This is a genomic window from Testudinibacter aquarius (genome assembly GCF_004342725.1).
Classification (GTDB): Bacteria; Pseudomonadota; Gammaproteobacteria; order Enterobacterales; family Pasteurellaceae; genus Chelonobacter; species Chelonobacter aquarius.
Genome location: NZ_SMCP01000003.1, coordinates 248537 through 274073, shown reverse-complemented (window position 1 = coordinate 274073; position 25537 = coordinate 248537). Strand labels below are relative to the sequence as shown.

Annotated in this window: 21 protein-coding genes and 4 tRNA genes; 21 read left to right on the top strand and 4 right to left on the bottom strand. The window is 44.3% G+C overall.

Annotated features, from left to right (window positions below):
- Window positions 1-148 precede the first annotated feature (148 nt).
- The 4 genes from EDC16_RS04750 (at window position 149) to xerD (ending at window position 3366) form a co-directional block, all read left to right on the top strand.
- Window positions 149-931, top strand: a complete 783-nt coding sequence (locus tag EDC16_RS04750; protein WP_416069084.1) for a transporter substrate-binding domain-containing protein — start codon at window positions 149-151, stop codon at window positions 929-931.
- Window positions 915-1631 carry an amino acid ABC transporter permease gene (locus EDC16_RS04745; protein ID WP_132965922.1) on the top strand — a complete coding sequence of 239 codons (717 nt, stop codon included), beginning with the start codon at window positions 915-917 and terminating at the stop codon, window positions 1629-1631. The genes EDC16_RS04750 and EDC16_RS04745 overlap by 17 nt, the downstream gene beginning before the upstream one ends.
- A gap of 8 nt (window positions 1632-1639) precedes the next feature.
- Window positions 1640-2407 (top strand): amino acid ABC transporter ATP-binding protein, encoded by a 768-nt coding sequence (locus tag EDC16_RS04740; RefSeq protein ID WP_132965920.1) that lies wholly within the window; start codon window positions 1640-1642, stop codon window positions 2405-2407.
- Window positions 2408-2472: 65 nt separating this feature from the next.
- On the top strand, window positions 2473-3366 hold the full coding sequence (xerD, locus tag EDC16_RS04735) for a site-specific tyrosine recombinase XerD (protein ID WP_132965918.1): 894 nt from the start codon (window positions 2473-2475) through the stop codon (window positions 3364-3366).
- 6 nt (window positions 3367-3372) lie between these two features.
- Here the strand turns inward: xerD and EDC16_RS04730 are convergent, their stop codons facing one another.
- Window positions 3373-5322 (bottom strand): purple acid phosphatase family protein, encoded by a 1950-nt coding sequence (locus tag EDC16_RS04730; RefSeq protein ID WP_132965916.1) that lies wholly within the window; start codon window positions 5320-5322, stop codon window positions 3373-3375.
- 478 nt (window positions 5323-5800) lie between these two features.
- Here EDC16_RS04730 and EDC16_RS04725 point away from each other — a divergent pair, with 478 nt between their 5' ends.
- From EDC16_RS04725 to EDC16_RS04695, 7 genes are all read left to right on the top strand, one after another.
- Window positions 5801-7333: a YifB family Mg chelatase-like AAA ATPase gene (locus EDC16_RS04725; protein ID WP_132965914.1), complete on the top strand. Its 1533-nt coding sequence runs from the start codon at window positions 5801-5803 to the stop codon at window positions 7331-7333.
- Between the two features lie 177 nt (window positions 7334-7510).
- Window positions 7511-7586: transfer RNA gene (locus EDC16_RS04720), tRNA-Thr, on the top strand.
- Window positions 7587-7619: 33 nt separating this feature from the next.
- Window positions 7620-7704 (top strand) — tRNA-Tyr (locus tag EDC16_RS04715).
- A 44-nt stretch (window positions 7705-7748) separates the two neighbouring features.
- A tRNA-Gly gene (locus tag EDC16_RS04710) sits at window positions 7749-7823 on the top strand.
- Window positions 7824-7827: 4 nt separating this feature from the next.
- A tRNA-Thr gene (locus EDC16_RS04705) sits at window positions 7828-7903 on the top strand.
- Window positions 7904-8007: 104 nt separating this feature from the next.
- Window positions 8008-9192, top strand: coding sequence for an elongation factor Tu (gene tuf, locus EDC16_RS04700; protein ID WP_132965711.1), 1185 nt, complete (start codon window positions 8008-8010; stop codon window positions 9190-9192).
- An 81-nt stretch (window positions 9193-9273) separates the two neighbouring features.
- Entirely contained in the window at window positions 9274-9762 is a 489-nt protein-coding gene (locus EDC16_RS04695; RefSeq protein ID WP_132965912.1) for a hypothetical protein, read from the top strand.
- A 76-nt stretch (window positions 9763-9838) separates the two neighbouring features.
- Here the strand turns inward: EDC16_RS04695 and EDC16_RS04690 are convergent, their stop codons facing one another.
- Window positions 9839-10333, bottom strand: coding sequence for a YfbU family protein (locus EDC16_RS04690; protein ID WP_132965910.1), 495 nt, complete (start codon window positions 10331-10333; stop codon window positions 9839-9841).
- Window positions 10334-10358: 25 nt separating this feature from the next.
- Window positions 10359-11108 (bottom strand): MlaA family lipoprotein, encoded by a 750-nt coding sequence (locus EDC16_RS04685; RefSeq protein ID WP_132965908.1) that lies wholly within the window; start codon window positions 11106-11108, stop codon window positions 10359-10361.
- Window positions 11109-11425: 317 nt separating this feature from the next.
- Here EDC16_RS04685 and carA point away from each other — a divergent pair, with 317 nt between their 5' ends.
- From carA to EDC16_RS04640, 10 genes are all read left to right on the top strand, one after another.
- On the top strand, window positions 11426-12577 hold the full coding sequence (gene carA, locus EDC16_RS04680; protein WP_132965906.1) for a glutamine-hydrolyzing carbamoyl-phosphate synthase small subunit: 1152 nt from the start codon (window positions 11426-11428) through the stop codon (window positions 12575-12577).
- A gap of 14 nt (window positions 12578-12591) precedes the next feature.
- Window positions 12592-13446: a PhzF family phenazine biosynthesis protein gene (locus tag EDC16_RS04675; protein WP_132965904.1), complete on the top strand. Its 855-nt coding sequence runs from the start codon at window positions 12592-12594 to the stop codon at window positions 13444-13446.
- Between the two features lie 26 nt (window positions 13447-13472).
- Entirely contained in the window at window positions 13473-14096 is a 624-nt protein-coding gene (locus tag EDC16_RS12815; RefSeq protein WP_232517233.1) for a DUF1016 N-terminal domain-containing protein, read from the top strand.
- Window positions 14093-14509: a PDDEXK nuclease domain-containing protein gene (locus EDC16_RS12810; protein WP_232517234.1), complete on the top strand. Its 417-nt coding sequence runs from the start codon at window positions 14093-14095 to the stop codon at window positions 14507-14509. Before EDC16_RS12815 ends, EDC16_RS12810 begins: the two co-directional genes overlap by 4 nt.
- 90 nt (window positions 14510-14599) lie before the next feature.
- Window positions 14600-17794 (top strand): carbamoyl-phosphate synthase large subunit, encoded by a 3195-nt coding sequence (gene carB / locus EDC16_RS04665; RefSeq protein WP_132965902.1) that lies wholly within the window; start codon window positions 14600-14602, stop codon window positions 17792-17794.
- A gap of 272 nt (window positions 17795-18066) precedes the next feature.
- A complete protein-coding gene (locus EDC16_RS04660) occupies window positions 18067-19293 on the top strand; it encodes a PfkB family carbohydrate kinase (RefSeq protein ID WP_165894191.1) in 1227 nt (408 codons plus the stop codon).
- A gap of 28 nt (window positions 19294-19321) precedes the next feature.
- Window positions 19322-20272, top strand: a complete 951-nt coding sequence (locus tag EDC16_RS04655) for a tripartite tricarboxylate transporter substrate binding protein (protein ID WP_198362744.1) — start codon at window positions 19322-19324, stop codon at window positions 20270-20272.
- 39 nt (window positions 20273-20311) lie between these two features.
- Window positions 20312-20758, top strand: a complete 447-nt coding sequence (locus tag EDC16_RS04650) for a tripartite tricarboxylate transporter TctB family protein (protein ID WP_132965898.1) — start codon at window positions 20312-20314, stop codon at window positions 20756-20758.
- Window positions 20759-20764: 6 nt separating this feature from the next.
- Window positions 20765-22270: a tripartite tricarboxylate transporter permease gene (locus EDC16_RS04645; RefSeq protein ID WP_244271060.1), complete on the top strand. Its 1506-nt coding sequence runs from the start codon at window positions 20765-20767 to the stop codon at window positions 22268-22270.
- A 17-nt stretch (window positions 22271-22287) separates the two neighbouring features.
- A complete protein-coding gene (locus tag EDC16_RS04640; protein ID WP_132965896.1) occupies window positions 22288-23214 on the top strand; it encodes a dihydrodipicolinate synthase family protein in 927 nt (308 codons plus the stop codon).
- Between the two features lie 141 nt (window positions 23215-23355).
- Here EDC16_RS04640 and acs read toward each other — a convergent pair whose 3' ends face one another.
- Window positions 23356-25320: an acetate--CoA ligase gene (gene acs / locus EDC16_RS04635; protein ID WP_132965894.1), complete on the bottom strand. Its 1965-nt coding sequence runs from the start codon at window positions 25318-25320 to the stop codon at window positions 23356-23358.
- Window positions 25321-25537 lie beyond the last annotated feature (217 nt).

The following is a 25537-nucleotide window of genomic DNA, read 5'->3' as shown; positions in this document are numbered from 1 at the left end:
GTTTCGACAATGCTTATCGCTGGAAGTTATAATTTATCAGATGTAATTATGGTAGCGTTTTCGGCAATCTATTATACTAAAGCACTATTTTAAAACACAGTGGGAATAAAAAATGAAGTTAAGTAAAAAATGGTTTGCTATGATTGCCATGGCAGTTGCCGTGCTGGGCTTGAGTGCCTGTGATCAAGGTAAATCAACTGCAGCTAAGACCGAAGCAAAAGAAGCGACATTGGCAGAAACGTTGGCAAGCAGCAAAATATTGCGTGTCGGCACCGAAGGAACTTATCCACCGTTTACTTTTCATGATAAAGATGGCAATTTGACCGGTTTTGATGTGGAAGTCACTCGTGAAGTAGCAAAACGTTTGGGATTGGAAGTGCAGTTTTTTGAAACGCAGTGGGATGCGATGTTTGCCGGTTTAAATGCTAAACGTTTTGATATTATTGCCAACCAAGTGGACTTAAGTAATCCGGAGCGCCAGCAGAAATATTTGTTGTCTGAACCGTATAATTTCGAGCGCTCGGTGGTGGTGACGCCGGTCGAAACACCCAATTTAACCGCACTTGATGAAGTCAAAGGCAAAAAATCTGCACAAAGCATCAACAGCAGCTACTATGTGCTGGCAAAGGAAAACGGTGCTGAGATCTTACCGGTCGAAGGCATGGCGCAGGCGCTGGAATTGGTGAAACAAAAACGTGCCGATTTAACGTTGAACGGGCAATTGGCAATTTTAGATTATTTGAAACAGCAACCGAATTCCGGTTTAAAAATTGCTTACCGCGATGACAATAAAATTGGCTCCGGCTTTGTCTTTTTGAAAGGTAACGATGAGGTGGTGGCGGAGTTCAACCGCACTTTGAATGATATGCGCGGTGATGGAAGTTTAAAAGCCCTTTCTGTCCAGTGGTTTGGCGATGACGTTACTGAATAATCTGCTGTCAGCATTGCCGTTTTTAGATCAACAACAAGCGTCGATGCTGATCGACGCTTTTTTGCCCATGCTGCGTGGAGCGATTTTTAACACCGTTCCGCTGACGTTGTTGTCGTTTTTGTTCGGCATGTTGATTGCCGTGTTTATTGCGCTGATTCGGGTGATTCCACGTACTAATCCATTTTATGCGCTCGGGTATTATCTGGCACGGGTTTATGTCTCTGCGATTCGTGGCACGCCGTTGCTGGTGCAGCTGTTTATTATTTTCTATGGTTTACCGAATCTTGGAGTGAAGCTGGATCCGTTTCCATCAGCGGTGATCGCTTTTTCATTAAATATCGGTGCTTACGCTTCTGAAACGCTGCGTGCTGCTATTTTGTCGATCCCGAAAGGGCAATGGGAAGCCTCGTATTCAATTGGCATGAGCTACGCCCAGACTTTCCGCCGCACCATTATGCCACAGGCGATGCGGGTTTCGGTGCCACCGCTGTCTAACAGTTTTATCAGCTTGGTCAAAGATACCTCATTGGCGTCCACCGTGTTGGTGACCGAGCTGTTTCGTGAGGCACAAAACATTGCCGCCACCACCTATGAATTTCTCTGGATTTACAGTGAAGCAGCGTTGATTTACTGGGTTATCTGCTTCTCGCTGTCATTGCTGCAAGGCAGGCTGGAAAAGCACTTCTCTCGCTATGGTTAAGGATCTTGATGTTACAGGTAAAAGATATTCATAAACGATTTCACGGCATTGAAGTGCTGAAAGGGATTGATTTACAAATACAAAAAGGTGAAGTAATAGCGATTCTCGGGCCGTCAGGATCGGGCAAAACCACTTTTCTGCGCTGTCTGAATCTGTTGGAAACGCCGGATCAGGGTGTGCTTGAATTCAGCGACCGCACTTTGCAGATTGATTTTTCACACAAAATCAGCAAACAGCAGACATTGCAACTGCGCCGCCGTACTGCGATGGTATTTCAGCAGCATAATCTGTTTCCGCACCGCACGGTGGTGGAAAATGTGATGGAAGGCTTGATTGTGGTGCAGAAAAAAGATCCGGCGCTGGCACGGCAGGCAGCGCAAACGTTGCTGGAAAAGGTCGGATTGGGCGATAAATTGGATTACTATCCGTCACAGTTGTCCGGCGGACAGCAGCAACGAGTTGGGATTGCACGCGCATTAGCGGTGCAGCCGGAGGTGATTTTGCTGGACGAACCGACATCGGCACTGGATCCGGAATTGGTCAACGAAGTGTTGCAAACGTTGAAATTGTTGGCAAAAGAGGGCTGGACGATGGTGATCGTCACCCACGAAATCCGTTTTGCGCAAGAGGTGGCAGATCGGGTGATGTTTATCGATCAAGGCAAAGTGGTGGAGCAAGGTGAGGCGAAAGCATTTTTCAGTCGTCCGCAACACGAGCGTACCAAACAGTTTTTGCAACAGGTCGATCCGATCGATTATGCCGATTATTGCATTTAAGATAGTATTCTCATCAAGCAGACCCTAAAGTGCGGTGCGATTAAACAACAGACAACAGGAGCAATATGAAAGACAGCACACTGATAGATTTGTTCCTTAATGAACTGTGGTTAGAAAAAGGGTTGTCGGAAAATACCATCGCCTCTTACCGCTTGGATTTAACCGCACTTTGCCTCTGGCTACAACAGCGGCAACTCAGTTTGACCGCTCTTGATGTGTTTGATTTGCAAGCTTTTCTTGGCGATCGTTTGGCGCAGGGGTATAAAGCCACCAGCTTGGCGCGCTTGTTAAGTGCGATGCGCAAACTGTTTCAATATTTATATCGTGAAAAATATCGCAGCGATGATCCGACCGCACTTTTAACTTCACCCAAACTCCCGTCTCGCTTGCCGAAATACCTGAGCGAAGCACAGGTTACTGATTTGCTGAATGCGCCTGCAACCGACGATCCGTTGGAGTTACGCGATAAAGCGATGTTAGAACTGTTATACGCCACTGGCTTGCGTGTGACCGAATTGGTCACCTTAACCCTGAATCACCTCAGTTTGAATCAAGGTGTGGTGCGGGTGATTGGCAAAGGCGACAAAGAGCGGTTGGTGCCGATGGGCGAAGAAGCAACCTATTGGATTCAACAGTTTGTATTATACGGACGTACGGTGCTGCTGAAAGGGCAGAGTTCTGATGTGTTGTTCCCAAGCTTACGCGGCACGATGATGACTCGCCAGACATTCTGGCACCGGATTAAACACTACGCCTTATTGGCACAAATCGACCAAGACAGCCTCTCGCCACATGTGCTGCGCCACGCTTTCGCCACGCATTTGGTGAATCACGGTGCGGATTTACGCGTGGTGCAAATGCTACTCGGCCATAGTGATCTCTCCACCACCCAAATTTACACTCACGTTGCCAAAGAACGTCTGAAAAAACTGCACCGACAGTTTCATCCGAGGGGGTGATTTTGATTAAAGTAAAATATTGCCCTTATCATTAAAGTGGATATCGATAATATCGTTATATTCCCGCCGTTCCATTTTGATGAGCTCGTAATCATCGTCCAAAATAGGAAAAATATAAACTGGCGTTAGCCTCATGTGTGATCCTTGTACAGTTTTGTTTAACTCAATGTGTAAATGACCGTAGTGTAAGCCACCATCAATAAGATGTTTAACACCATTTTTATTTGTCTTCCAATATTCAGGCTCATGTTTTGTCGCACTCCAACGTGAATATGTGTTGTAGCTGAGTGGAATAAATTTTCCATCGTCTGTTTTGATCATTTTCTCTCCACGTAAGCCATCAGCAGCGACACCAACATCATAAATATGGATGCCTTTGCCGTCTCCATCACTATCTACCCAACTGCGTTCAAACATTTCATCGTGTCCAGCGATAACGGCAGCTACGTCATATTTCTCAAATAATGGTATAAAAACTCGCATGGCCACTCCAGATTGATTGTCACTGTATTGATGATTTGGTGGAGTGCCGTGTATACCACTAGAATAGGGGGCGTGATGAAACTGTACTAAAATAATTTGTCCATTTTGTCTAGCATCCTTTAGCTGTTCCTCTACCCATTGCCATTGTGCAGTACCCGGATTAAATCCTGGTATATCTGATTCACTTGGCATTTTCCCAGGGTATAATTGGCTGAAAGCATTATCATAATATGCTTTACTGAAGCTGCCTTGAGTATCAGTTGTAATATACTCATCACTTTCGGTATTCTGCGCACTCCATAAGTGCGGTTTCAACACGGAATCATTGCCTGTATATACCTTTCCACTGAAAATTTTTTGTTCGGTATTTTCATCAGGAATGCCTTTAGTAGAATCAAGGGTTAGTAATGTAATTGGCCCAATGTCAGTCCGGTAATATGAGTCTTTAAACTGTGGATTCTTTTTATCACCAGGGGTATCAAAATAGTCATGGTATTTATTTCGGGATATAACCGGAGGGAGTGGATTATCAGCATTACCATAGCCATCGTTTAGTGCAGCATAGGTTTCCCAATTACCTAATGCAGTCAAAAGCGGTGTGTGACTTGCAAAATCACTGAATTCACCGGCAAAATGGCGAAAAAATTCATCCCAAGCAGGTTGATAGCCGGATCCCTGTGTTAAATCTCCCGCGATTAAGAGTGCCGCGGGTTTTGCCTGTTGAATAATGCGTAAATTTTCGTTTAAGGCGCGTTGTTGATTGAGCGGATAGCGTACTAAAAACATTCCGTTACGAGAGCGGTTACCATATTTTTTATCAAAGGCAGAGTTTTGTTCCGGACGTGGTTCTGAGCCGGCTCGATATGGATTAACTGTGTGTATTTCCCATTCACGGTGTTCTAATTTGCCGTAAGGCTCTGTTTCAGTATCAGAAAAAGCAATTAATGTGATTTTTTGCCAGTTTTTATTAGTCGGATAAGTCTTAAATTCATTGGAATAGTTTTTTCCATCTTGTGAAACAGTATAGCGGTACAGAGTATTAGGTTCTAAATTGTTGAATTGAACAGAGTGTTTATAGTTGTTATTGGATAATAACCAAGAACCTTGTTCGAGAGTTTCTGTTTCACCGTTACCGCTTTTATATTCTAAAACTTGTTCTAGCTCTTTTGTAGAATATTCCATTAATTTTAGATAAAGCGGGGAAGATTTTAAACTCGTTGTCTGCTGATTCTCCGTATTTGTCAGGGTTATTTTGCCAATATTATTCAGTTCTGAAACCCAATTAATAGTAATGCTATTGCTGGCAGGTGCTTGCAAATAGGGCAGAACCCTAAACCCGGGCTGTGGTGTAGGTAATATTTTATAGGATTCATTTAGTACTATTTTTTCAGTATTAGGTATGTGAGTTGTTGCAATAGCAGTAACAGATAAAATGCTCAGACAAAATACGGTATAGATAAATTTTTTTTTCATATAAAATCCTTTATTAGTAAAAAATGGATTTACGCTAACAACGATAAGAATAAGCAAGTTTTACTAATTGAAGCTTACATAGTGTGTATGCTTGATTTGAATCTAGTATAAGTTGTGGACGATATAACAGATAACCCATTAAGCCATCATTATTTTGCCATCCAGTGAATTTAAATGACTGTTAACAACAGAAGTCTCTAGTTATGAACCGTACGCTTAACGGTAATAACGGTAAGCTTACGTTGCTATAGGACATTTTGGAATAATAATCCCCTTCCCCCAAAAAAATGAAGAGAAAAATTTAAAAAATGTGATCCATGATTAATTTTATCTAATTTGGTATATTCTTCCGAAGAAGTACAAAGTATATGCAGAGGTCTATTTTTACGATCCGGATCGTAAAAAACATCGGCACCCGTTTTTTCTTGACCGCACTTTTCTATACTGCTTGCTATTTCTTATTCAAGAGAGAGGCAAGATGTCGTTAGCGATTGTTTATAGTCGGGCGTGTATCGGAGTGGAAGCGCCGTTGGTCACAATTGAAGTGCATATGAGTCGTGGCAAACCGGGATTGACCTTGGTCGGCCTGCCGGAAACGGCGGTGAAAGAAGCGCGCGATCGGGTGCGCAGTGCGCTGATTAATGCGCGTTTTGAATATCCATTGTACCGCATGACGATTAACCTGGCGCCGGCGGATTTGCCAAAAGAAGGCGGGCGTTACGATTTGGCAATAGCATTGGGCATTTTGGCGGCCTCGGGGCAGATTTCGGCGGAGAATTTGGGACGTTATGAGTTTTTGGGTGAATTGGCATTAACCGGTGAACTGCGTGGCACGCAGGGCGTGATCCCGGCGATTATCGAGGCCGGAAAAGTCAAACGTAAATTGATTATAGCCAGTGAAAATGCGGAGCAAGCAGGGTTGCTCGGTGATTATCAAACTTATTTCGCTGATTCGTTGCTGCAAATTGCGACATTTTTGCAAGGACATGATGAATTGCCTTCGGCGCAGCTAACCTCATTTCCGGTACAGCAATTGCCACAGGAAAGCCGTTGTTTAACCGATATTATCGGGCAGCAGCATGCTAAGCGGGCACTGACAATCGCTGCTGCCGGACAACATAACTTGCTGTTTTTAGGGCCGCCCGGCACCGGAAAAACGATGTTAGCAAGTCGGTTGACCGCACTTTTGCCGGAAATGAATGAACATGAAGCTATAGAGAGTGCTGCCGTTGCCAGCTTGGTACAAACTCGATTACATAGCCAATATTGGCGTCAGCGACCATTTCGAACTCCACATCACAGCGCCTCACTTGCGGCACTGGTCGGTGGCGGTTCTAGCCCGAAACCGGGCGAGATTTCGCTGGCGCACAATGGTGTGTTGTTTCTGGATGAACTGCCTGAGTTCGAACGTAAAGTGCTGGATGCACTGCGTGAACCGTTGGAGTCGGGCGAGATTGTGATTTCTCGTGCTAATGCCAAAGTGCGGTTTCCGGCAAAGTTTCAACTGGTTGCAGCGATGAATCCGAGCCCGACCGGGCATTATCAAGGCTTGCACAACCGCACTTCGATTCAGCAGGTGATGCACTATCTCAATCGGTTATCCGGTCCGTTTCTCGATCGCTTTGATTTATCGATTGAAGTGCCGTTATTGCCGGCCGGCAGTTTGCAACAAGGCGGAGAACGTGGTGAAACGAGCGAACAAGTGCGGTCAAAAGTGGTTGTAGTACAAGAAAAACAGCTGGCACGCAGCGGAAAAATTAATGCACATTTGAGTGGTAAACTGTTGGAACAACATTGCGCATTGAGTTCGGCAGATTCGTTGTTTTTAGAAAATGCGTTATTAAAATTGGGACTGTCGGTGCGTGCGTATCACCGAATTTTAAAAGTCTCGCGTACTATTGCTGATTTGGACGGTTGTGAACAGATTGAACGACAACATTTAACCGAAGCCTTGGGATATCGTGCGATGGATCGATTATTGGCTCGTTTGGCGAATCAATCTGAGCGTTAAGTGTGCATGATAAGTGGTGGGATAACATGCGGTTTTCTCGATTTTTATAAGAAATTAGTTTAAATCTTCTTCATCTTGTTTAAAAAGCAATCGAACAATGAAAATTTGCCATTTTTTTGCAAAAAATGCTTGTCAGGGGAATTTATATCCCTATAATACGCCTCACTTGTTTGCGTCGCCGACTTAGCTCAGTAGGTAGAGCAACTGACTTGTAATCAGTAGGTCACCAGTTCGATTCCGGTAGTCGGCACCATTACTTAAGCAAGTAAGCGTAAATAAGTAGCGTGGAGGGATTCCCGAGCGGCCAAAGGGAGCAGACTGTAAATCTGCCGGCTCAGCCTTCGAAGGTTCGAATCCTTCTCCCTCCACCATTTTTTCATTCAAATCCAGATGATTGGGGTAGATGAATAAGAACGCGGGCATCGTATAATGGCTATTACCTCAGCCTTCCAAGCTGATGACGCGGGTTCGATTCCCGCTGCCCGCTCCAAAGCGCTGATATAGCTCAGTTGGTAGAGCGCACCCTTGGTAAGGGTGAGGTCGGCGGTTCGAATCCGCCTATCAGCACCACTTTTCTATTCTTATTGCAATCCCATTCAATTGAAATCAATTTCTACATTAGGTTAATGTGGTAACTGAACCATCGATAACCGTGTTTGTTTAGAGGGACTAAAATGTCTAAAGAAAAATTTGAACGTACAAAACCGCACGTTAACGTGGGAACAATCGGCCACGTTGACCATGGTAAAACAACCTTAACCGCAGCAATCACCACTGTATTGGCAAAAACCTACGGCGGTGCTGCGCGTGCTTTCGATCAAATCGATAATGCGCCGGAAGAAAAAGCGCGTGGTATCACCATCAACACTTCACACGTTGAATACGACACCCCGACTCGTCACTATGCGCACGTTGACTGTCCGGGACACGCCGACTATGTGAAAAACATGATCACCGGTGCGGCACAAATGGACGGCGCAATCTTAGTTGTTGCGGCGACTGACGGTCCGATGCCACAAACGCGTGAACACATCCTGTTAGGTCGCCAAGTAGGCGTGCCTTACATCATCGTATTCTTAAACAAATGCGATATGGTGGATGACGAAGAGTTATTAGAATTAGTTGAAATGGAAGTGCGTGAACTTCTGTCTCAATACGATTTCCCGGGCGATGACACGCCAATCGTACGTGGTTCTGCGCTGAAAGCGTTGGAAGGCGATGCTGAGTGGGAAGCAAAAATCATCGAATTAGCCGGTCACTTGGATACTTATATCCCGGAACCTGAGCGTGCGATTGACCAACCGTTCCTGTTACCAATTGAAGACGTATTCTCAATCTCCGGTCGTGGTACAGTAGTTACCGGCCGTGTTGAGCGCGGTATCGTGCGTACCGGTGACGAAGTTGAAATCGTCGGTATCAAAGCGACCACCAAAACCACCGTTACCGGTGTTGAAATGTTCCGTAAACTGTTAGACGAAGGTCGTGCAGGGGAGAACATCGGTGCGCTGTTGCGTGGTACAAAACGTGAAGAGATCGAACGTGGTCAAGTATTGGCGAAACCGGGTTCAATCACACCACACACTGATTTCGAATCAGAAGTGTACGTATTGTCGAAAGATGAAGGCGGCCGTCATACTCCGTTCTTCAAAGGCTACCGTCCACAGTTCTATTTCCGTACAACGGACGTAACCGGCACCATCGAGTTACCGGAAGGCGTGGAAATGGTTATGCCGGGCGACAACATCCAAATGGTTGTTAGCCTGATTCACCCAATCGCGATGGACCAAGGCTTACGCTTTGCGATTCGTGAAGGTGGTCGTACAGTAGGTGCGGGTGTTGTAGCGAAAATTATCAAATAATTGCGCTGCAAGATATCTGGAAAAGGGTGAACTTCGGTTCGCCCTTTTTGCTATTTGCCGCCTGACAAAAGAGACCATGCTATGTTACCGATTAATCTGTTTTATGGCTTGCTAATTCTATTAATTTTGCTGCCACTTATTATTTTCCGCTTTAGTCGCTATAAAAACGCCTTGAAAACAAATCGCTATTTAGCATTAAGCTTAGTGGCTTTGTCGAGTTTACTGTGGGGGATGGCAAATCAATTAGTGATTGTGCGTGATGACAATCAGTTTCAGGAGTATGCGTTGTTTTTTCCGCAGCAATATCAGTTGGCAAACCAACAACAACTTACAGTACCTTATCAATTCGGCTGGCGTAAAGCCGCTGTTGTTAATGACGGTCAGCTGCCGTTAATTTATGAAACCGTGAAATATGGTAGTTCGGATACTGAAGTGCAGATAATCGGTGTGTTGCCTTATGCGTTGTTAAAAAATCTGCCGGAACCGATCAGTTATCGTTTTACCCAACCACCAAGTGCGGTGCGTTTAACTTTTATCGGTTCAGATTTAAGGGGCTGGATACATCGCTGAAAAGATTAATCAATAAAACCGCGCTTTTACAAACCAAGATAAAGTGCGGTTTTTTAATTACTTTTAGAATAATCGGTTAAGCATTCAAAATCTGTTTGATTTCAGCAATACTCAAATGGAATTGGCGTGGGCATTTATGCCATACATCGAGCATTTTACTGTATTTGTCCCACATCGGGGTTTGTGCATCACAGCCGTTCGGGCATTGAATCAAATCTCGGTATTTTTTATCGTTATCCGCAATAAATCCGAGATAATTTAAATATTTTTTCTCACGAATTGCGCAATACCCCAAAAATTTCAAACGATGAACAGTCAAATCTTCTTTATGATGCAGATTGTTATAAGAGACTTGCAACGCTTGATACATCTCTAAAGTGTTGATTACTGCTTTGCACTCTTCTTCACTTATCTCACTGAAATCTTTATATAATTCTTTCAGATCCAGTTTATAACCGCCTTTAATGATATTTTGGTTACGTTTATATTTTCCGGCATTGTCTTTGTCGAGCAGTGCCATCAATTCATACTGATTGATTAGAATCAGGCGTTGTGTGAGTGTCAGTTCCATAGCATATTCCTTTATTCAATAATGATTAATCGATTTCTTTGAGTTCGTCTTCTGATAAAGTTTCTTTAATTTCGCTACCTTGCTTACCGTCGCTGACTTTAAATTCCAGATTTTGGAAATAAGCTTCACGCACCGTGAGATAGCTGTCTTGCGATTGTGCCAGAATAGGGTCTTGGCTGAGTAAATTGGCACGACGATCAACGGCTTGTACGCTAAATTTTAATACCGACCAAGGACCTAATAATGACAGCGCCGGATAGGTATGGTCAACCAATCTGCCCAAATCTTGGCGTGGCGTTGCAGGACCATACAGCGGCACCATCACATAAGCCCCCGTGCCGACACCATAGCTGCCGAGCATATCACCGAACGAACGTGAACCCGCAGGGCGTAAGCCTTCGCTGGCACTGGCGATATCCATCATACCGGCTAAACCGAAGACGGAATTAATCCAGAAGCGGTTGAAATGTACCATCGCTTTGCTAAATTCACCTTCCAATAAACGGTTTACAAAGCTTGCCGGTTCATCTAAATTGTTGGCAACATTGACAAGTGCGGTTTTAGCCGGCTGCGGCACATATTCTTTCCAGCCTGTAGCAATAGGTTTTAGCAAATAGGGATCGGCAACGTTATAGTTGAAATCCCACATGGTGCGGTTAAAACCTTCCAACGGATCTTGGCGTTGTCCGGTAGTTTCGTCGATACTTGAGCAGGCACCGATCGTTGTGGCTAATATCAGTGGCAGCCAAAATTTAATCGAATTAGATTTTTTCATATTGCGGTTCCATTGCAAAAAGAGTGGTTTTATTTTAGCAAGTTTAGGGGTAAAGAACAGCTTTTATTCGTTTCGCTAGTCGGGTAAATAGCAATAAAGTTGAATTTTTATTCATTTTATTGCATATTTTTTCATTTGGTATATAGTTTAAAAATTATTTGTCTTGAATTGCGCGTTTTGCTCCATTACAATAATTTGCTCAATTTTGCTACATTTCAGATACCTTTTATCCAGCAGGAGCAATGAGTAATGCATCGGGCTACAGCGCCAGTGTTTATCTAAAATTGAATACAAAATGATTATTCCGGGAGAGATTCATGTCTGAACCAGCCATTTTAGTCTTAGCTGACGGCTCTGTTTTCCACGGCACTTCGATTGGTTATCAAGGCCATACCATTGGCGAAGTGGTTTTTAATACCTCAATGACGGGCTATCAAGAAATTTTAACCGACCCGTCCTACACCAAACAAATTGTCACCCTCACCTATCCACATATCGGCAACACCGGCGTCAATCAAGAAGACTGCGAATCGGATAAAGTCTATGTTTCCGGCTTGGTGATCCGCGACTTACCGATGATTCACAGTAATTTCCGCAGTGAACAAAACCTCACCGATTATTTAATTGCCAATAAAATTGTGGCGATTGCCGATATTGATACCCGTCGTTTAACCCGTTTGCTGCGTGATAAAGGTGCGCAAGCCGGCTGCATTATGGCGGGGGAAATTGACGAAGCCAAAGCGCTGGAACTGGCGAAAAGTTTCGGCAGCATGGCAGGTAAGGATCTGGCGCAAGAAGTGACTTGCGACAAGGTTTATCGTTGGGAGCAAGGCGAATGGAAATTGGGTCAGGGCTTCAGCCATAAAGATGCCGGACGCTATCATGTGGTGGCCTATGATTTTGGGGTGAAACATAATATTTTACGCATGCTTGCCGAGCGTGGCTGCCAAATCACCGTGGTGCCGGCAAAAACCAGTGCACAAGAGGTGCTGGCACTGAATCCGGACGGTATTTTCTTATCAAACGGCCCCGGCGACCCGGAACCGTGCGATTATGCGGTGAATGCGATTCAACAACTATTGCAAAGTAAAAAACCGATTTTTGGTATCTGCTTGGGACACCAATTGCTCGGTTTGGCGGTGGGCGGTAAAACCAAAAAAATGACCTTCGGACACCACGGTGCCAACCATCCGGTGCAAAATTTGGCGACCGAACAAGTGTATATCACCAGTCAAAACCACGGTTTTGAAGTGGACGAAGCCAGTTTGCCGGACAATGTCAAAGTGACGCACCGCTCTTTATTCGACAATTCGGTGCAAGGGATTGAATTGACCACCCAATCGGCGTTTTCTTTCCAAGGACACCCTGAAGCCAGCCCGGGGCCACACGATGTTGCCGAGTTGTTCGACAAATTTGTGCATGAAATGGAAGTGGTGCGCCACACCCATACGCCGCAGGTTGTGGTTTAAGCGGGATTGCAACGATGAAAAGCTATGCTTATCAGTTGGTTAATGTGTTTGCCGAGCAACATTTTGGCGGTAACCCGTTGGCGGTGTTCCCACAAGCGGACGGACTGAATGAGCAGCAAATGCAACGGATTGCGCGCCAGTTTAATTTGTCGGAAACCGTGTTTGTACAACGTAGCGATAGGCAAAGTGCGGTCAGAAAGCTGAAAATTTTCACCCCTGAGTACGAAATGCCGTTCGCCGGACACCCGACCATCGGCGCAGCGTTTGTGTTACACCGGCAGTTGGGGTTGTCTGATAATTATCAGTTACAAACCGAGGCGGGTTTGGTCAGCCTGCACCATCAAACCGACACGATTACTTTTGCCTTAAATAACGGTGTACAGTTGCGAAATTCGGGATTAAGCAAAGCCGATTGTGCCCAGATGTTAGGCTTGCAACAGCATGATATCGCCGCCGAACCCGTTTGGGTGAATACCGGCACGGAGCAACTGTTGTTACAACTGACTTCGGCGCAAGCGGTGGCAAATTGCCGTATCAATACCGCACTTTTACTGCAAAAAGCCGTATCACAAAGTGGAGAAGCGCAGTTGTATGTGTGGTTTGAACAGCAAAACAAAGCCAAAGTGCGGTTGTTCTTTTCCGCACACGGCGAAGTGCGTGAAGATCCGGGCACAGGCTCTGCCGCTGCCAACTTAGGCGGTTGGGCGCTTCACAGCCAACGCGCACCGTTAAACTGGCAGATCACCCAAGGCGATGAAATTGGACGACCGAACCGCTTGAACTTAACTGTGGATGAGCAACAGACCATTTATGTCGGCGGCAAGGTAATCCCCGTCGGACAAGGTGAATTTTGGATTCCTGAAGATTAACGAGAATATTAGCAAGAGAAAAAACTATGCCAAAACGTACCGATATAGATATGTCTGATGGCGCTTATATCAACGATATTAAATATATTCTTGCAACGGCTCATCAGCAGACTTATATCGCCATTAATTCCGCAATGGTCAATGCCTATTGGCAAATCGGTAAACGGATCGTGCAAGAAGAACAGTGTGGACAAGCGCGTGCAGATTATGGCAAAGAAGTGATTAAGCAAGTTTCCCAAGTGCTGAGCCAAGAGTTTGGTAGAGGATTTGGGGAGCGAAATATTCGTAATTTTCGCCAATTCTATTTAATGTTTTCGGATTTAGATATTTGGAAATCAGTGATTTCCAAATTAACGTGGACTCATATTCAGCGGGTATTAAAAATTCAGAATGAGCAAGCCAGACGTTATTATTTAATTGAAGCCGCTGAAAACCATTGGTCGGTCAGAGTGTTAGATCGAAACATTTCAACGCTCTACTATGAACGTTTACTTGCTAGCGTAGATAAAGAACCCGTGCATACGGAAATGCAACAGAAAAGTGCAGTGTTACAACCCTGCGATTTTATTAAAAATCCGACCGTTTTAGAATTTCTTCGATTACCGACGCATTATAGCTATATACCGAAGCGGAACTGGAAAAGGCATTGATCGATAATTTACAGCAGTTTATGTTAGAGCCCGGTAAAGGGTTTGCGTTTGTCGCGCGACAACAGCATATTCGGACAGAAAACAGTGATTTTTTTATTGATTTGGTTTTTTATAATTATCTGATTAAGTGTTTTGTGATTGTAGAGTTAAAAACCGATAAGCTGACACACCAAGATATTGGGCAATTAGATATGTATGTCCGAATGTACGACGATTTAAAAAAACAACAAAATGATAACCCAACAATCGGATTATTGCTTTGCACTGAAACGGATAGCATTGTAGCGAAATATTCAGTCTTAAAAGACAACGCTCAACTTTTTGCCAGTAAATATATCCCTTATTTACCTACAGAAGATGAATTGGTCCGCGAAATTGAACAACAAAAATTACTGTTTGAATTACAACGTTAGAGAATGCAGGTTTAAGTGGCAATTTTAAACAACGGTTAAATTTACCATTAAGCGTTTTCAAAAACAGATTTAAAACAAAGAGAGAGAACTATGCCAAAACGTACAGACATAAACACGATTTTGATTATTGGCGCGGGTCCGATTGTGATCGGGCAGGCGTGTGAATTTGATTATTCAGGGGCGCAGGCGTGTAAGGCGTTGCGTGAAGAGGGTTATAAAGTGGTGTTGGTGAACTCCAACCCAGCCACAATTATGACCGATCCGAATATGGCGGACGTGACTTATATCGAGCCGATCACCTGGCAAACGGTGGAAAAAATCATCGCCAAAGAGCGTCCGGACGCAATTCTACCGACTATGGGCGGACAGACCGCACTTAACTGTGCCTTGGATCTGTCGAAACACGGCGTGCTGGCGAAATATAATGTCGAGTTGATTGGCGCAAAAGAAGATGCGATTGATAAAGCCGAAGACCGTGGACGTTTTAAAGACGCGATGACCAAAATCGGCTTGAGCACGCCGAAATCCTTTGTTTGCCATACGCTGGAAGAAGCTTGGAAGGCGCAGACGGAAGTCGGTTTCCCGACTTTGATTCGTCCGTCGTTTACCATGGGCGGTTCAGGTGGCGGGATTGCCTATAACAAAGATGAATTTAATGCAATTTGCGAACGTGGTTTTGATGCTTCGCCAACCCATGAGTTGTTGATTGAGCAGTCGGTGTTGGGCTGGAAAGAGTATGAAATGGAAGTGGTGCGCGATCAAGCGGACAACTGTATTATTATCTGCTCGATTGAAAACTTCGACCCGATGGGCGTGCACACCGGCGACTCGATCACCGTTGCTCCGGCGCAAACCCTGACCGACAAAGAGTATCAAATTATGCGTAATGCCTCGTTGGCGGTGTTGCGTGAAATCGGTGTGGATACCGGCGGTTCGAATGTACAATTTGCGATCAATCCGGAAAACGGCGAAATGATCGTAATTGAAATGAATCCGCGCGTCAGTCGCTCTTCAGCGCTGGCTTCAAAAGCAACCGGCTTCCCGATTGCCAAGGTGGCGGCGAAACTGGCGGTCGGTTATACCTTAAACGAACTGCGCAACGACATCACCGGCGGTTTGATTCCGGCGTCATTCGAACCGTCGATTGACTATGTGGTGACCAAAGTTCCCCGTTTTGCCTTTGAAAAATTCCCGAAAGCCGATAACCGCCTGACCACTCAAATGAAATCGGTGGGGGAAGTGATGGCGATGGGGCGTACGTTCCAAGAATCGTTGCAAAAAGCTCTGCGTGGTTTGGAAACCGGTATTTGTGGTTTCAATTTGAAAACCGAAGATATGGAAAAATTACGCACCGAGATTTCCAATCCGGGCCCTGAACGGATTTTGTACGTTGCCGATGCGTTCGGCATCGGCTGGAGTTTGGAAGAGGTGTATCACTATTCCAAAATCGATCCGTGGTTCTTGGTGCAAATTCGTGATTTGGTGCAAGAAGAACTGGCGCTGGAAAAGAAAACACTGGCCGATTTGGATTACACCGAACTGCGCCGTTTAAAACGCAAAGGCTTTGCCGACCGCCGTATCGCCCAGTTAGTGAAAAGCACTGAAAGTGCGGTGCGCGAGTTACGTCATCAATTTAATCTGCACCCGGTGTATAAACGGGTCGATACCTGTGCTGCCGAGTTTGCTTCGGATACCGCCTATCTCTATTCCTGCTATGAGGAAGAGTGCGAAGCCAACCCAAGTGACCGTAAAAAAATCATGATTTTAGGTGGCGGTCCGAACCGAATCGGGCAAGGGATTGAATTTGATTACTGCTGTGTGCATGCTGCGCTGGCTTTGCGAGAGTCAGGCTTTGAAACCATTATGGTCAACTGTAATCCGGAAACAGTCTCCACTGATTTTGATACTTCCGACCGCCTCTATTTCGAGCCGCTGACCTTGGAAGAAGTGCTGGAAATTATCCATGTGGAAAAACCGTACGGCGTAATTGTGCACTACGGCGGACAAACCCCATTGAAATTGGCGAATGCACTGCACGAAAACGGCGTGCATATCATCGGCACCTCGGCCGACAGTATTGATGCGGCGGAAGATCGTGAGCGTTTCCAAAAAGTACTACATAAATTAAACCTGAAACAGCCGCCGAACCGTACTGCGCGTAACAGTGAGGAAGCGCTAACCTTGGCAAATGAAGTCGGTTATCCGTTGGTGGTGCGTCCGTCGTATGTGTTGGGCGGACGGGCGATGCAAATTGTGTATAACGATGAAGAACTGCAAACCTATATGCGCGAAGCGGTGCGGGTCTCCGACGACAGCCCGATTCTGCTCGACCACTTCTTAAATGATGCGATTGAAGTCGATGTGGATTGCATCTGTGACGGCGAAGAGGTGGTGATTGGCGGCATCATGCAGCACATTGAGCAAGCCGGGATTCACAGCGGTGATTCGGCCTGTTCGTTGCCACCGTATTCGTTAAGTGCGGAAATTCAAGACGAAATCCGTCGCCAAACGGCGGCAATGGCGTTTGAATTGAAAGTGGTCGGCTTGATGAACGTCCAGTTTGCGGTGCAAAACGGCACTATTTATGTGCTGGAAGTCAATCCGCGCGCCTCGCGTACTGTGCCGTTTGTCAGCAAAGCCACCGGTGTGCCGCTGGCGAAAATTGCCGCACGGGTGATGGCTGGCATCAGTCTGAAGCAGCAAGGAATTAGCAAAGAAGTGATCCCGAATCTGTATTCGGTCAAAGAAGCGGTGTTCCCGTTCATTAAATTCCCTGGCGTAGACAGCATTTTAGGTCCTGAAATGCGCTCGACCGGTGAAGTGATGGGCGTGGGTAAAACCTTCTCGGAAGCTTTCCTGAAAGCACAAATCGGCGCCGGTGAACGCTTGCCGAAACTGGGTAAAATCTTCTTATCGGTCGAGAATGCCGACAAACCGAAACTGGTTGAAATCGCCAAACGCCTGCAAGACTTGGGCTACGGGCTATGTTCGACGTTGGGCACGGCAAGATTTTTACGCGAACACGGTATCGGTGTGCAAATTGTGAATAAAGTGCGTGAAGGACGACCGCATATCGTCGATGCGATCAAAAACGGCGAAATCGCCATGGTGATCAACACCGTCGGCAGCATGCCGGAATCGGTCTCTGATAGCCACTCGATCCGCAGCAGCTCGTTGCAACAACGGATTCCGGTGTACACCACCATCGCCGGCGCTGCCGCAATCAGCCAAGGTTTAAACAGCATTAATGAGACTGAGGTTTATCGTTTACAAGAGATGAATTAGCTGATTTGAAATAGAAAGAGCGGTTTTGAACCGTTTGGTCTACTTACAAAACCCTTGGTAAATATCAAGGGTTTTCAATTTATTAAGGCTTGTAAAGGTCTTTTTGTATTCAAATATCCTCTAACACACTAATCTGAAGCTGCAATACAAGCATTATTTTTCAGATAGCGCCTGATTATGAACATTGGAAATGAACGAGAATGTTCATTTTGTGTGTTAAAACCGCTACCATGCCACACTATTTCTTTTTTAAATTCAGTATAGTGTCAACTATGAAAAATCTTACGCAAAATGAACGCCAGCTTTTTATTTTAAAGCTACTGACTGAAACGGATGGGGTGTTGCTAACCGAGCATCTTGCGCAAAAGTTTTCAGTGACCGGCAAAACCATTCGACAAGATATTACTAAGTTGCAACAACAAGGTTTATTAAATCGTGTCCGTGGCGGTATTGAGAAAAAATGCGACATGAATTTGGATTTTACTGAAATCCAGTCACAATTTTTTCGGGAGTTTGATAAGAACTTAGCCAATATTTATGTGGCTCATGTCCAGAAGAATTTATTCACGAAAAGTAACGTATTAATTTTTGGTTCATTTAATATCGATATCGCATTAAAAATTGTTGATTTTCCAAAATTAGGCGAGACCATTTTAAGTCGAGAGAGTAATTATATGATTGGCGGCAAGGGCATGAATCAAGCCTTAGCCATGGTAGCGAATGAAAGTGCGGTTACATTTGTGGGAAAAATTGGGCAAGATCAATTTTATCAATATATTAGGAAATATTTAAATAGCAATAAATTAATTAAAGATATCATTTTCGAATCAACGGAATCACCAACCGGATTAGCTATCGTATTGGTGCGGGAAGATGGTGAAAAAGAGATTATTGTGAATAATGGTGCAAATAAAAAATTCACGTTAGAAGAAATTTATTCGATTGAAGAAGAAATACAACAGGCTGAATTTATTTCGTTGCAAATGGAAAATAATTTGGAGGCGACTTTAGCCATTATTCAAATTGCTAAAAAATATAGACGAAAAATTGTGCTGGACCCAACCCCTTTTGTGCCGGAAATATTAGATATATTGCCTAATATTTATCTACTTACCCCGAATAGAACGGAAGCGGAACAGATTACCAGCATTGAAATTAAAGATACTGAATCGGCAAAACGGGCAATTGAGATCTTGCATATCATGGGCGTACAAAATGTGGTACTGACCCTGGCTGAGCAAGGTGCGATGGTTTCTGACGGCAAGCAAATCAAAACAATTAACGGCTACAAAGCCGTGATTAATGATAAATCAGGGGTAGGTGATGGTTTTAACGGAGCATTGCTGGCACGTTTGGTTGGAGGCGATGATGTCTTTACTGCTTCTGATTATGCCTGCGCCTATGCCGCATTATGTATCGAACGCTTTGGTGCGTCAAATATGCCGAAAGGGCATTTGGTGCAATTGAAATTTCAACAAGCTAAGGGGATACACCTTTAGCATTTCTATCCACTTATTGAGGTGAAAAATGAAAAAACTAACCATGAAAACATTAGTATTGGGCACTTTATTAGCATCTTCAGTGGCATTAGCAACTTATCCTGAAAAACCGATCACAATTATTGTTCCTTGGGGAGCGGGCGGTAACACGGATACTATTGCTCGCCTAGTAGCAAAAGGGTTACAAGATGAACTCGGTACGAATGTTAATGTTGTTAATAGAACGGGTGGTAGCGGTGTTGTCGGACATAATGCAATTAAAACTGCAAAACCGGACGGTTATACTCTGGGTGTGGCGACGGCAGAAATCGCTTTGATGCGTCATCAGAAAATGGCCGATTTAAGCTATCAAGATTATACTCCAATCGTGCGTTTAGCGGTGGTGAATGGCGGGGTGCAAGTGGCTAAGGATTCTCCTTTTACTAACATTAACGAATTATTACAAAATGCAAAAGAGAACCCCGGTAAATTAAAGGCCTCAGGCAGCGGTTTAAATTCCATTTGGCATTTAAATTTATTAGGTATTTTGAAAAGTGCAGGATTGCCAGAGAACAGTATCAAATTTATACCGTCACAAGGGGCAACGGCGGCATTACAGGAGCTGGTTTCGGGTGGCGTTGATTTAGTGACTTCATCACCTGGCGAAGCAAAAAGTATGACTGATGCAGGGATGGTGAAACATTTAGCAATTACATCCGAAGCCCAAGATCCGCTTTATCCTGATGTGCCGGTCTATCAACAAGCGACGGGGAACCACTGGACACTGTTTGGTTGGAATGTCTTAGTTGGGCCTAAAGATTTACCTGCGGATGTACAAGAAAAACTGGTCAAAGCCATGGAAAAGGTTTATGCCAAAGGTGAGTTACAAGAATTTTCACATAAACAAGGATTTGGTGTGGGTGAATTATATGGCCAGCAATTAGAACAATTTATGGCGACAGAAGATAAAAAATTCGGAGAATTGCTTTCTGCACAATAATTTAATAATGAGGATACCCCCGAATGGGGGTATAGCAAGATGATCAGATTATTCATTCCTATCGTATTATTGATATTTGGTTTAATCATTTCTATCTATAGCTATTCTACATATGGTGATTTTGATAGCTATGGTGCGGCATATTACCCAACAATTATCGGTGCTTTAGTTTCGGTTTTTTCATTTGTTGATTTTATTATGGAATTAAAAATGAAAAAAACATACGTTTTCCAGTCATTTAATTTTAGTAGAGAAATCATAGCCGTCTGTTTTGTGGTCATAGCTGTTCTGTTTTATATTTTTCTTGCTGATGTGTTAGGTTTTGTGATTACGACCAGTTTGATCCTTATTTTTATGGCGGTTCCGTTAGTGAAAAAACAGAAAGTTTTCACCGCACTTTTTCTTATCGTTGTTGCAACGTTAATTTATTTACTGTTTGCTAAAGTATTACAGGTTTCACTGCCTGTTGGTTTATTTTTTGAATAGGGGTTGATGATGGATATTTTACTCAATGCTATCGCCTATATTGATCTAAACGCCATTTTAGCAATTATATTGGCAGGATTATTTGGCCTATTTGTCGGCTCAATTCCGGGCTTAACCGCTACCATGGCGGTTGCCTTGATGGTGCCGTTTACCTTTTTTATGGATCCCATTCCTGCTCTGGCGTTGATGATTTCCGTTGGTGCTTCCTCTATTTATGCCGGCGATATTCCAGGGGCATTATTACGCATTCCGGGTACACCGGCATCAGCGGCTTATGTTGACGATTCTTATTCATTAGTGAAACAAGGCAAAGTCAGTTTAGTGCTTGGTTTGGGTTTAACCAGTTCCGTTATTGGCGGGGTGATTGGCACAATTATTCTCGTTCTTGCGGCTCCCGTGTTAGCAAAATTTGCCTTGAAATTCAGTTCATTTGAATATATGTGGCTGTCATTACTCGGTTTGAGTTGTGCAACGCTAATTGCAGGAAAATTTATTACCAAAAGCCTATTAACCTTATTATTTGGTATCTTAATTTCCACGATTGGTTTTGACGAATTTACCGGGCAAGCTCGTTTTACATTTGGCGTAATTTCGCTGTATGAAGGTGTCAGTTTTATACCTGCCATGATCGGATTATTTGCCATTTCAGGCGCAATAGATTATTACGCAAATCGGCATAAAACAGGTGGGGTGCCAGAAGCGTCAGAATTACAAGCCAAGGCCACGCTTAATATTTTCAAAGGTGTGGGGGCAGCATTAAATAAACGAAAAGGCAGTATTACTCGCAGCAGTATTCTTGGCACATTAATCGGTGCATTACCCGGGGCAGGTGCAGATATTGCGGCTTGGATTTCTTATGCCATTTCCAAAAAATTTTCTAAAAATCCCGATCTTTACGGCAAAGGATCGCAAGATGCGGTTATTGATGCGTCAAGCAGCAATAATGCCAGTTTGGCTGGAAGTTGGATCCCGTCTTTGGTATTTGGTATTCCAGGCGATTCCGCGGCAGCAATTATTATTGGCGTATTATATATGAAAGATATGCAACCAGGACCGTCACTGTTTTTATTCCAACCGGAAAAATTGTATGCAGTATTTATTCTCTTTCTGATTGCAAATTTAGCCCTCATTCCATTGGCATTAATTGTGGTTAGTTTCCTGAAAAAAATCATTCAAATCAATAAAGATATTCTATATCCGATTGTGATTATTTTCAGTATCGTGGGCGCTTATGCCATTAACAATTCTCCCGAAGCGATAGTGGTGATGTTGGTGATGGGATTGTTAGGTTATTTCTTGCAAAAAAACCATTACCCAATTTCCCCGATTATTTTAGGTATGATTTTAGGGCCGATGTTAGAGCGGAATCTATTGGCATCACTCACTAAATCAGACGGGCAACTGATGGCATTTGTAGAGCGCCCGGTATCCGCAGTGCTCGCCAGTTTTTTCCTATTGGTGGTGATTCTCCAAATATGGGGAATTATGAAGAATTTTAAAGAACAACATTAAGTTTAGAGGTTATTATCATGCAACAACTTCAAGGTATTATCCCTGTTATGCTCACGCCATTCCACGCAAACAATGAAATTGATTATGACGGATTACGTCGCCTTACCGATTGGTATATTGATAACGGGGCGGATACGTTATTTGCGGCTTGTCAATCCAGTGAAATTCAGTTTTTAAGTTTGCAAGAGCGGATCAAAATTACAGAAACCGTTTTACAGCAAACCAATAATCGTATTCCTGTTGTGGCATCGGCGCACATCAGTGATAACCTCGATGATCAAGTGGAAGAGTTAACCGCAATCTATCATACAGGCGTTGACGCTGTGATCTTGATTACGAATCGTTTAGACGTGAATAATCAGGGAACGGCTGCATTAAAACAACATTTTGAACAGCTATTGGTACGTTTACCAAAGGACATCAAATTAGGTTTATATGAGTGTCCAGCGCCTTATCGTCGCTTATTAACCGATGAAGAGATCAGTTATTTTGCCGGTTTTGACAATATGCTGGTGCTGAAAGATGTCTCCTGTGATTTAGAAACGGTGAAAAGACGTGTTGAATTAACCAAAAACAGCAATTTAAAAATTGTTAATGCCAATGCCGCCATTGCCTTTGAGGCGATGAAAGCCGGTTCGCAAGGTTTTTCCGGGGTATTTAATAATATTCATCCCGATTTATATGCTTATCTTTATAAACACAAAGATAGCCAAGAACCAATTATTCAAGAATTAGCCCATTTTCTAGCGATTTCTGGCGCAGCAGAAAGTTTCGGTTATCCGAATATTGCGAAATTTATGCATACCAAAATTGGTACATTCAAGCACTATAATTCTCGTGTGATGAAAGATGAATTATTAGTGAAATGCTGGGCGGTTGAAGATTTGCTAAATCATATTATGCAGGCTTCCGATGATTTTAGGAAAAAATTAAATTTAAAATAAGTTGAGCCAAAAATGTAGTAAAAATGGCTATATTCCATAAGCATAAAATCATCCAATCATAAAAAGCATGATTGGATGATTAGGTTGTTATTCAGTTTTAATAGTATTACGTTTTATAAACCGCTCTTTCTAATTTAGCAACTACAACACTTGCCGTTGCAGTTGTCCGATAATTTGTGGGTTTTCCAAGGTGGAGACATCTTGGGTGATGACCTCGTTTTTGGCAATCGAACGCAGTAAGCGGCGCATAATTTTGCCGGAGCGGGTTTTTGGTAAGTTTTCGGCGAAGCGGATATCTTCCGGACGGGCGATTTTGCCGATCTCTTTTGAGACCCACTGTTTCAGCTGTTCCGCCAAATCGCGCGCTTCTTGTCCTTCCGGAAGTGCGGTATTCAGCACGACAAACGCTACCACAGCCTCACCTTTGATTTCATCTGGTCTGCCGACCACAGCTGCTTCGGCAACTTGCGGATTAGCCACCAACGCTGATTCGATTTCCATCGTGCCTAAGCGGTGTCCGGATACGTTCAGCACATCATCGGTGCGACCCAAAATCCAGAAATAGCCGTCTTCGTCGCGGTGTGCCGAGTCACCGGCGACATAGTATTTTCCGCCCAACTCCGCTGGGAAGTAGGTGGCTTGGTAGCGTTTGTCGTCATTCCAAATTGTGCGTAGCATCGACGGGAATGGGCGCTTAATCACTAAGAGCCCGCCGCTTTGTCCGCTGATTCTTTGCCCGGTTTCATCGACTACGTCCGCCATAATACCCGGTAACGGTAAGGCACAAGAGCCCGGCTTCATCGAGTTGATACCGGGAAGTGGTGACAACATAATCGAGCCGGTTTCGGTCTGCCACCAGGTGTCGACAATCGGACAGCGCTCTTTGCCGATGACCTCATACAACCACATCCATGCGGATGGGTTGATCGGTTCACCGACGCTGCCGAGCAAGCGCAATGAAGAGAGATCATATTTGTTCGGAATCCAGTCGCCAACCCGGGTTAAAGAGCGGATCAAAGTAGGGGAGGTGTAAAACACATTGATTTTATGCCGCTGAATTATCCGCCAAATCCGGCCGGGATCCGGATAGCTCGGTACACCTTCATAAATCACCTGTGTCGCGCCATTTGCCAATGGGCCATAACAGACATAGGAGTGTCCGGTGATCCAACCCACATCAGCGGTGCACCAATAAACATCATTTGGTTTATTATCAAAGACGTTGCGGAAAGTATTGATCGCCCCCAGCAAATAGCCGGCGCTGCTGTGCACAATACCTTTCGGTTTGCCGGTGGAGCCTGAGGTGTACAGAATAAATAGCGGATCTTCAGAATTCATCCACTCTGGTTCGCAAAACTCCGGCTGGTGTTTCGATAACTCGTGCCACCATAAATCGCGCCCGTTGCGCCAAGCGGTGTCAATATTCAAGCGGTAATACACCACCACATTTTCTACTGTCGGACAGCCCATATCCAACGCTTCGTCAACAGTCTCTTTCAACGGAATAATCTTGCCACCGCGTAGCCCGCCGTTGGCGGTGATCACCAATTTAGCGCCGGCATCTTCGATGCGATCGCGCAACGCACCGGCGGAAAAGCCACCAAATACCACGGAATGCACCGCCCCGATTCGAGCGCAGGCTTGCATCGCAATTACGGCCTCGACCAGCATCGGCATATAGATGACCACTCGGTCGCCCTTGCCGATGCCCAATTCACGCAGCGCATTGCCAAAACGGCATACTCGATTATGCAATTGGGCATAGCTAAAGCTGCTGACCTGCCCGAAGTCGGATTCAAAGATAAGTGCGGTTTTATTGCCTTTATCAGGCAGATGGCGATCCAAACAGTTGTAGGATACATTAAGCTTGCCGTCGGGGAACCACTTATAAAATGGGGCATTGCTGTCGTCAAAAATCGTCATAAACGGTTTTTTCCAACTGATCAAATCACGTGCTAAATCTGCCCAATACTGTAAATAATCTTTATCGGCAAATTCCCACAGATTTTGGTAATCCTCCAATTGCCCGATATTGGCAGCTTGTCGGAAATCATCACTTGGCTTAAAAATACGGTTTTCTTTTAATACGGAATCAAAGTGTTGCATAATCGGCGTTCCTCTTAACGATGTCGCAGGGAATGTTACAGGAAGCGAAAGAAAGCAAACGATCGCTGAAATTAAAAACGGACGGTATTACCCTATATTAAGTTAAAAAAATGAGCAATAGTTGTTAATGATTTGTTTCAAGATGTGGATCACAAAATAGAAGAATTTATAGGAGAGTGAGCGAGAAAATGATACTTCGCTCACAAATTGATCGGCA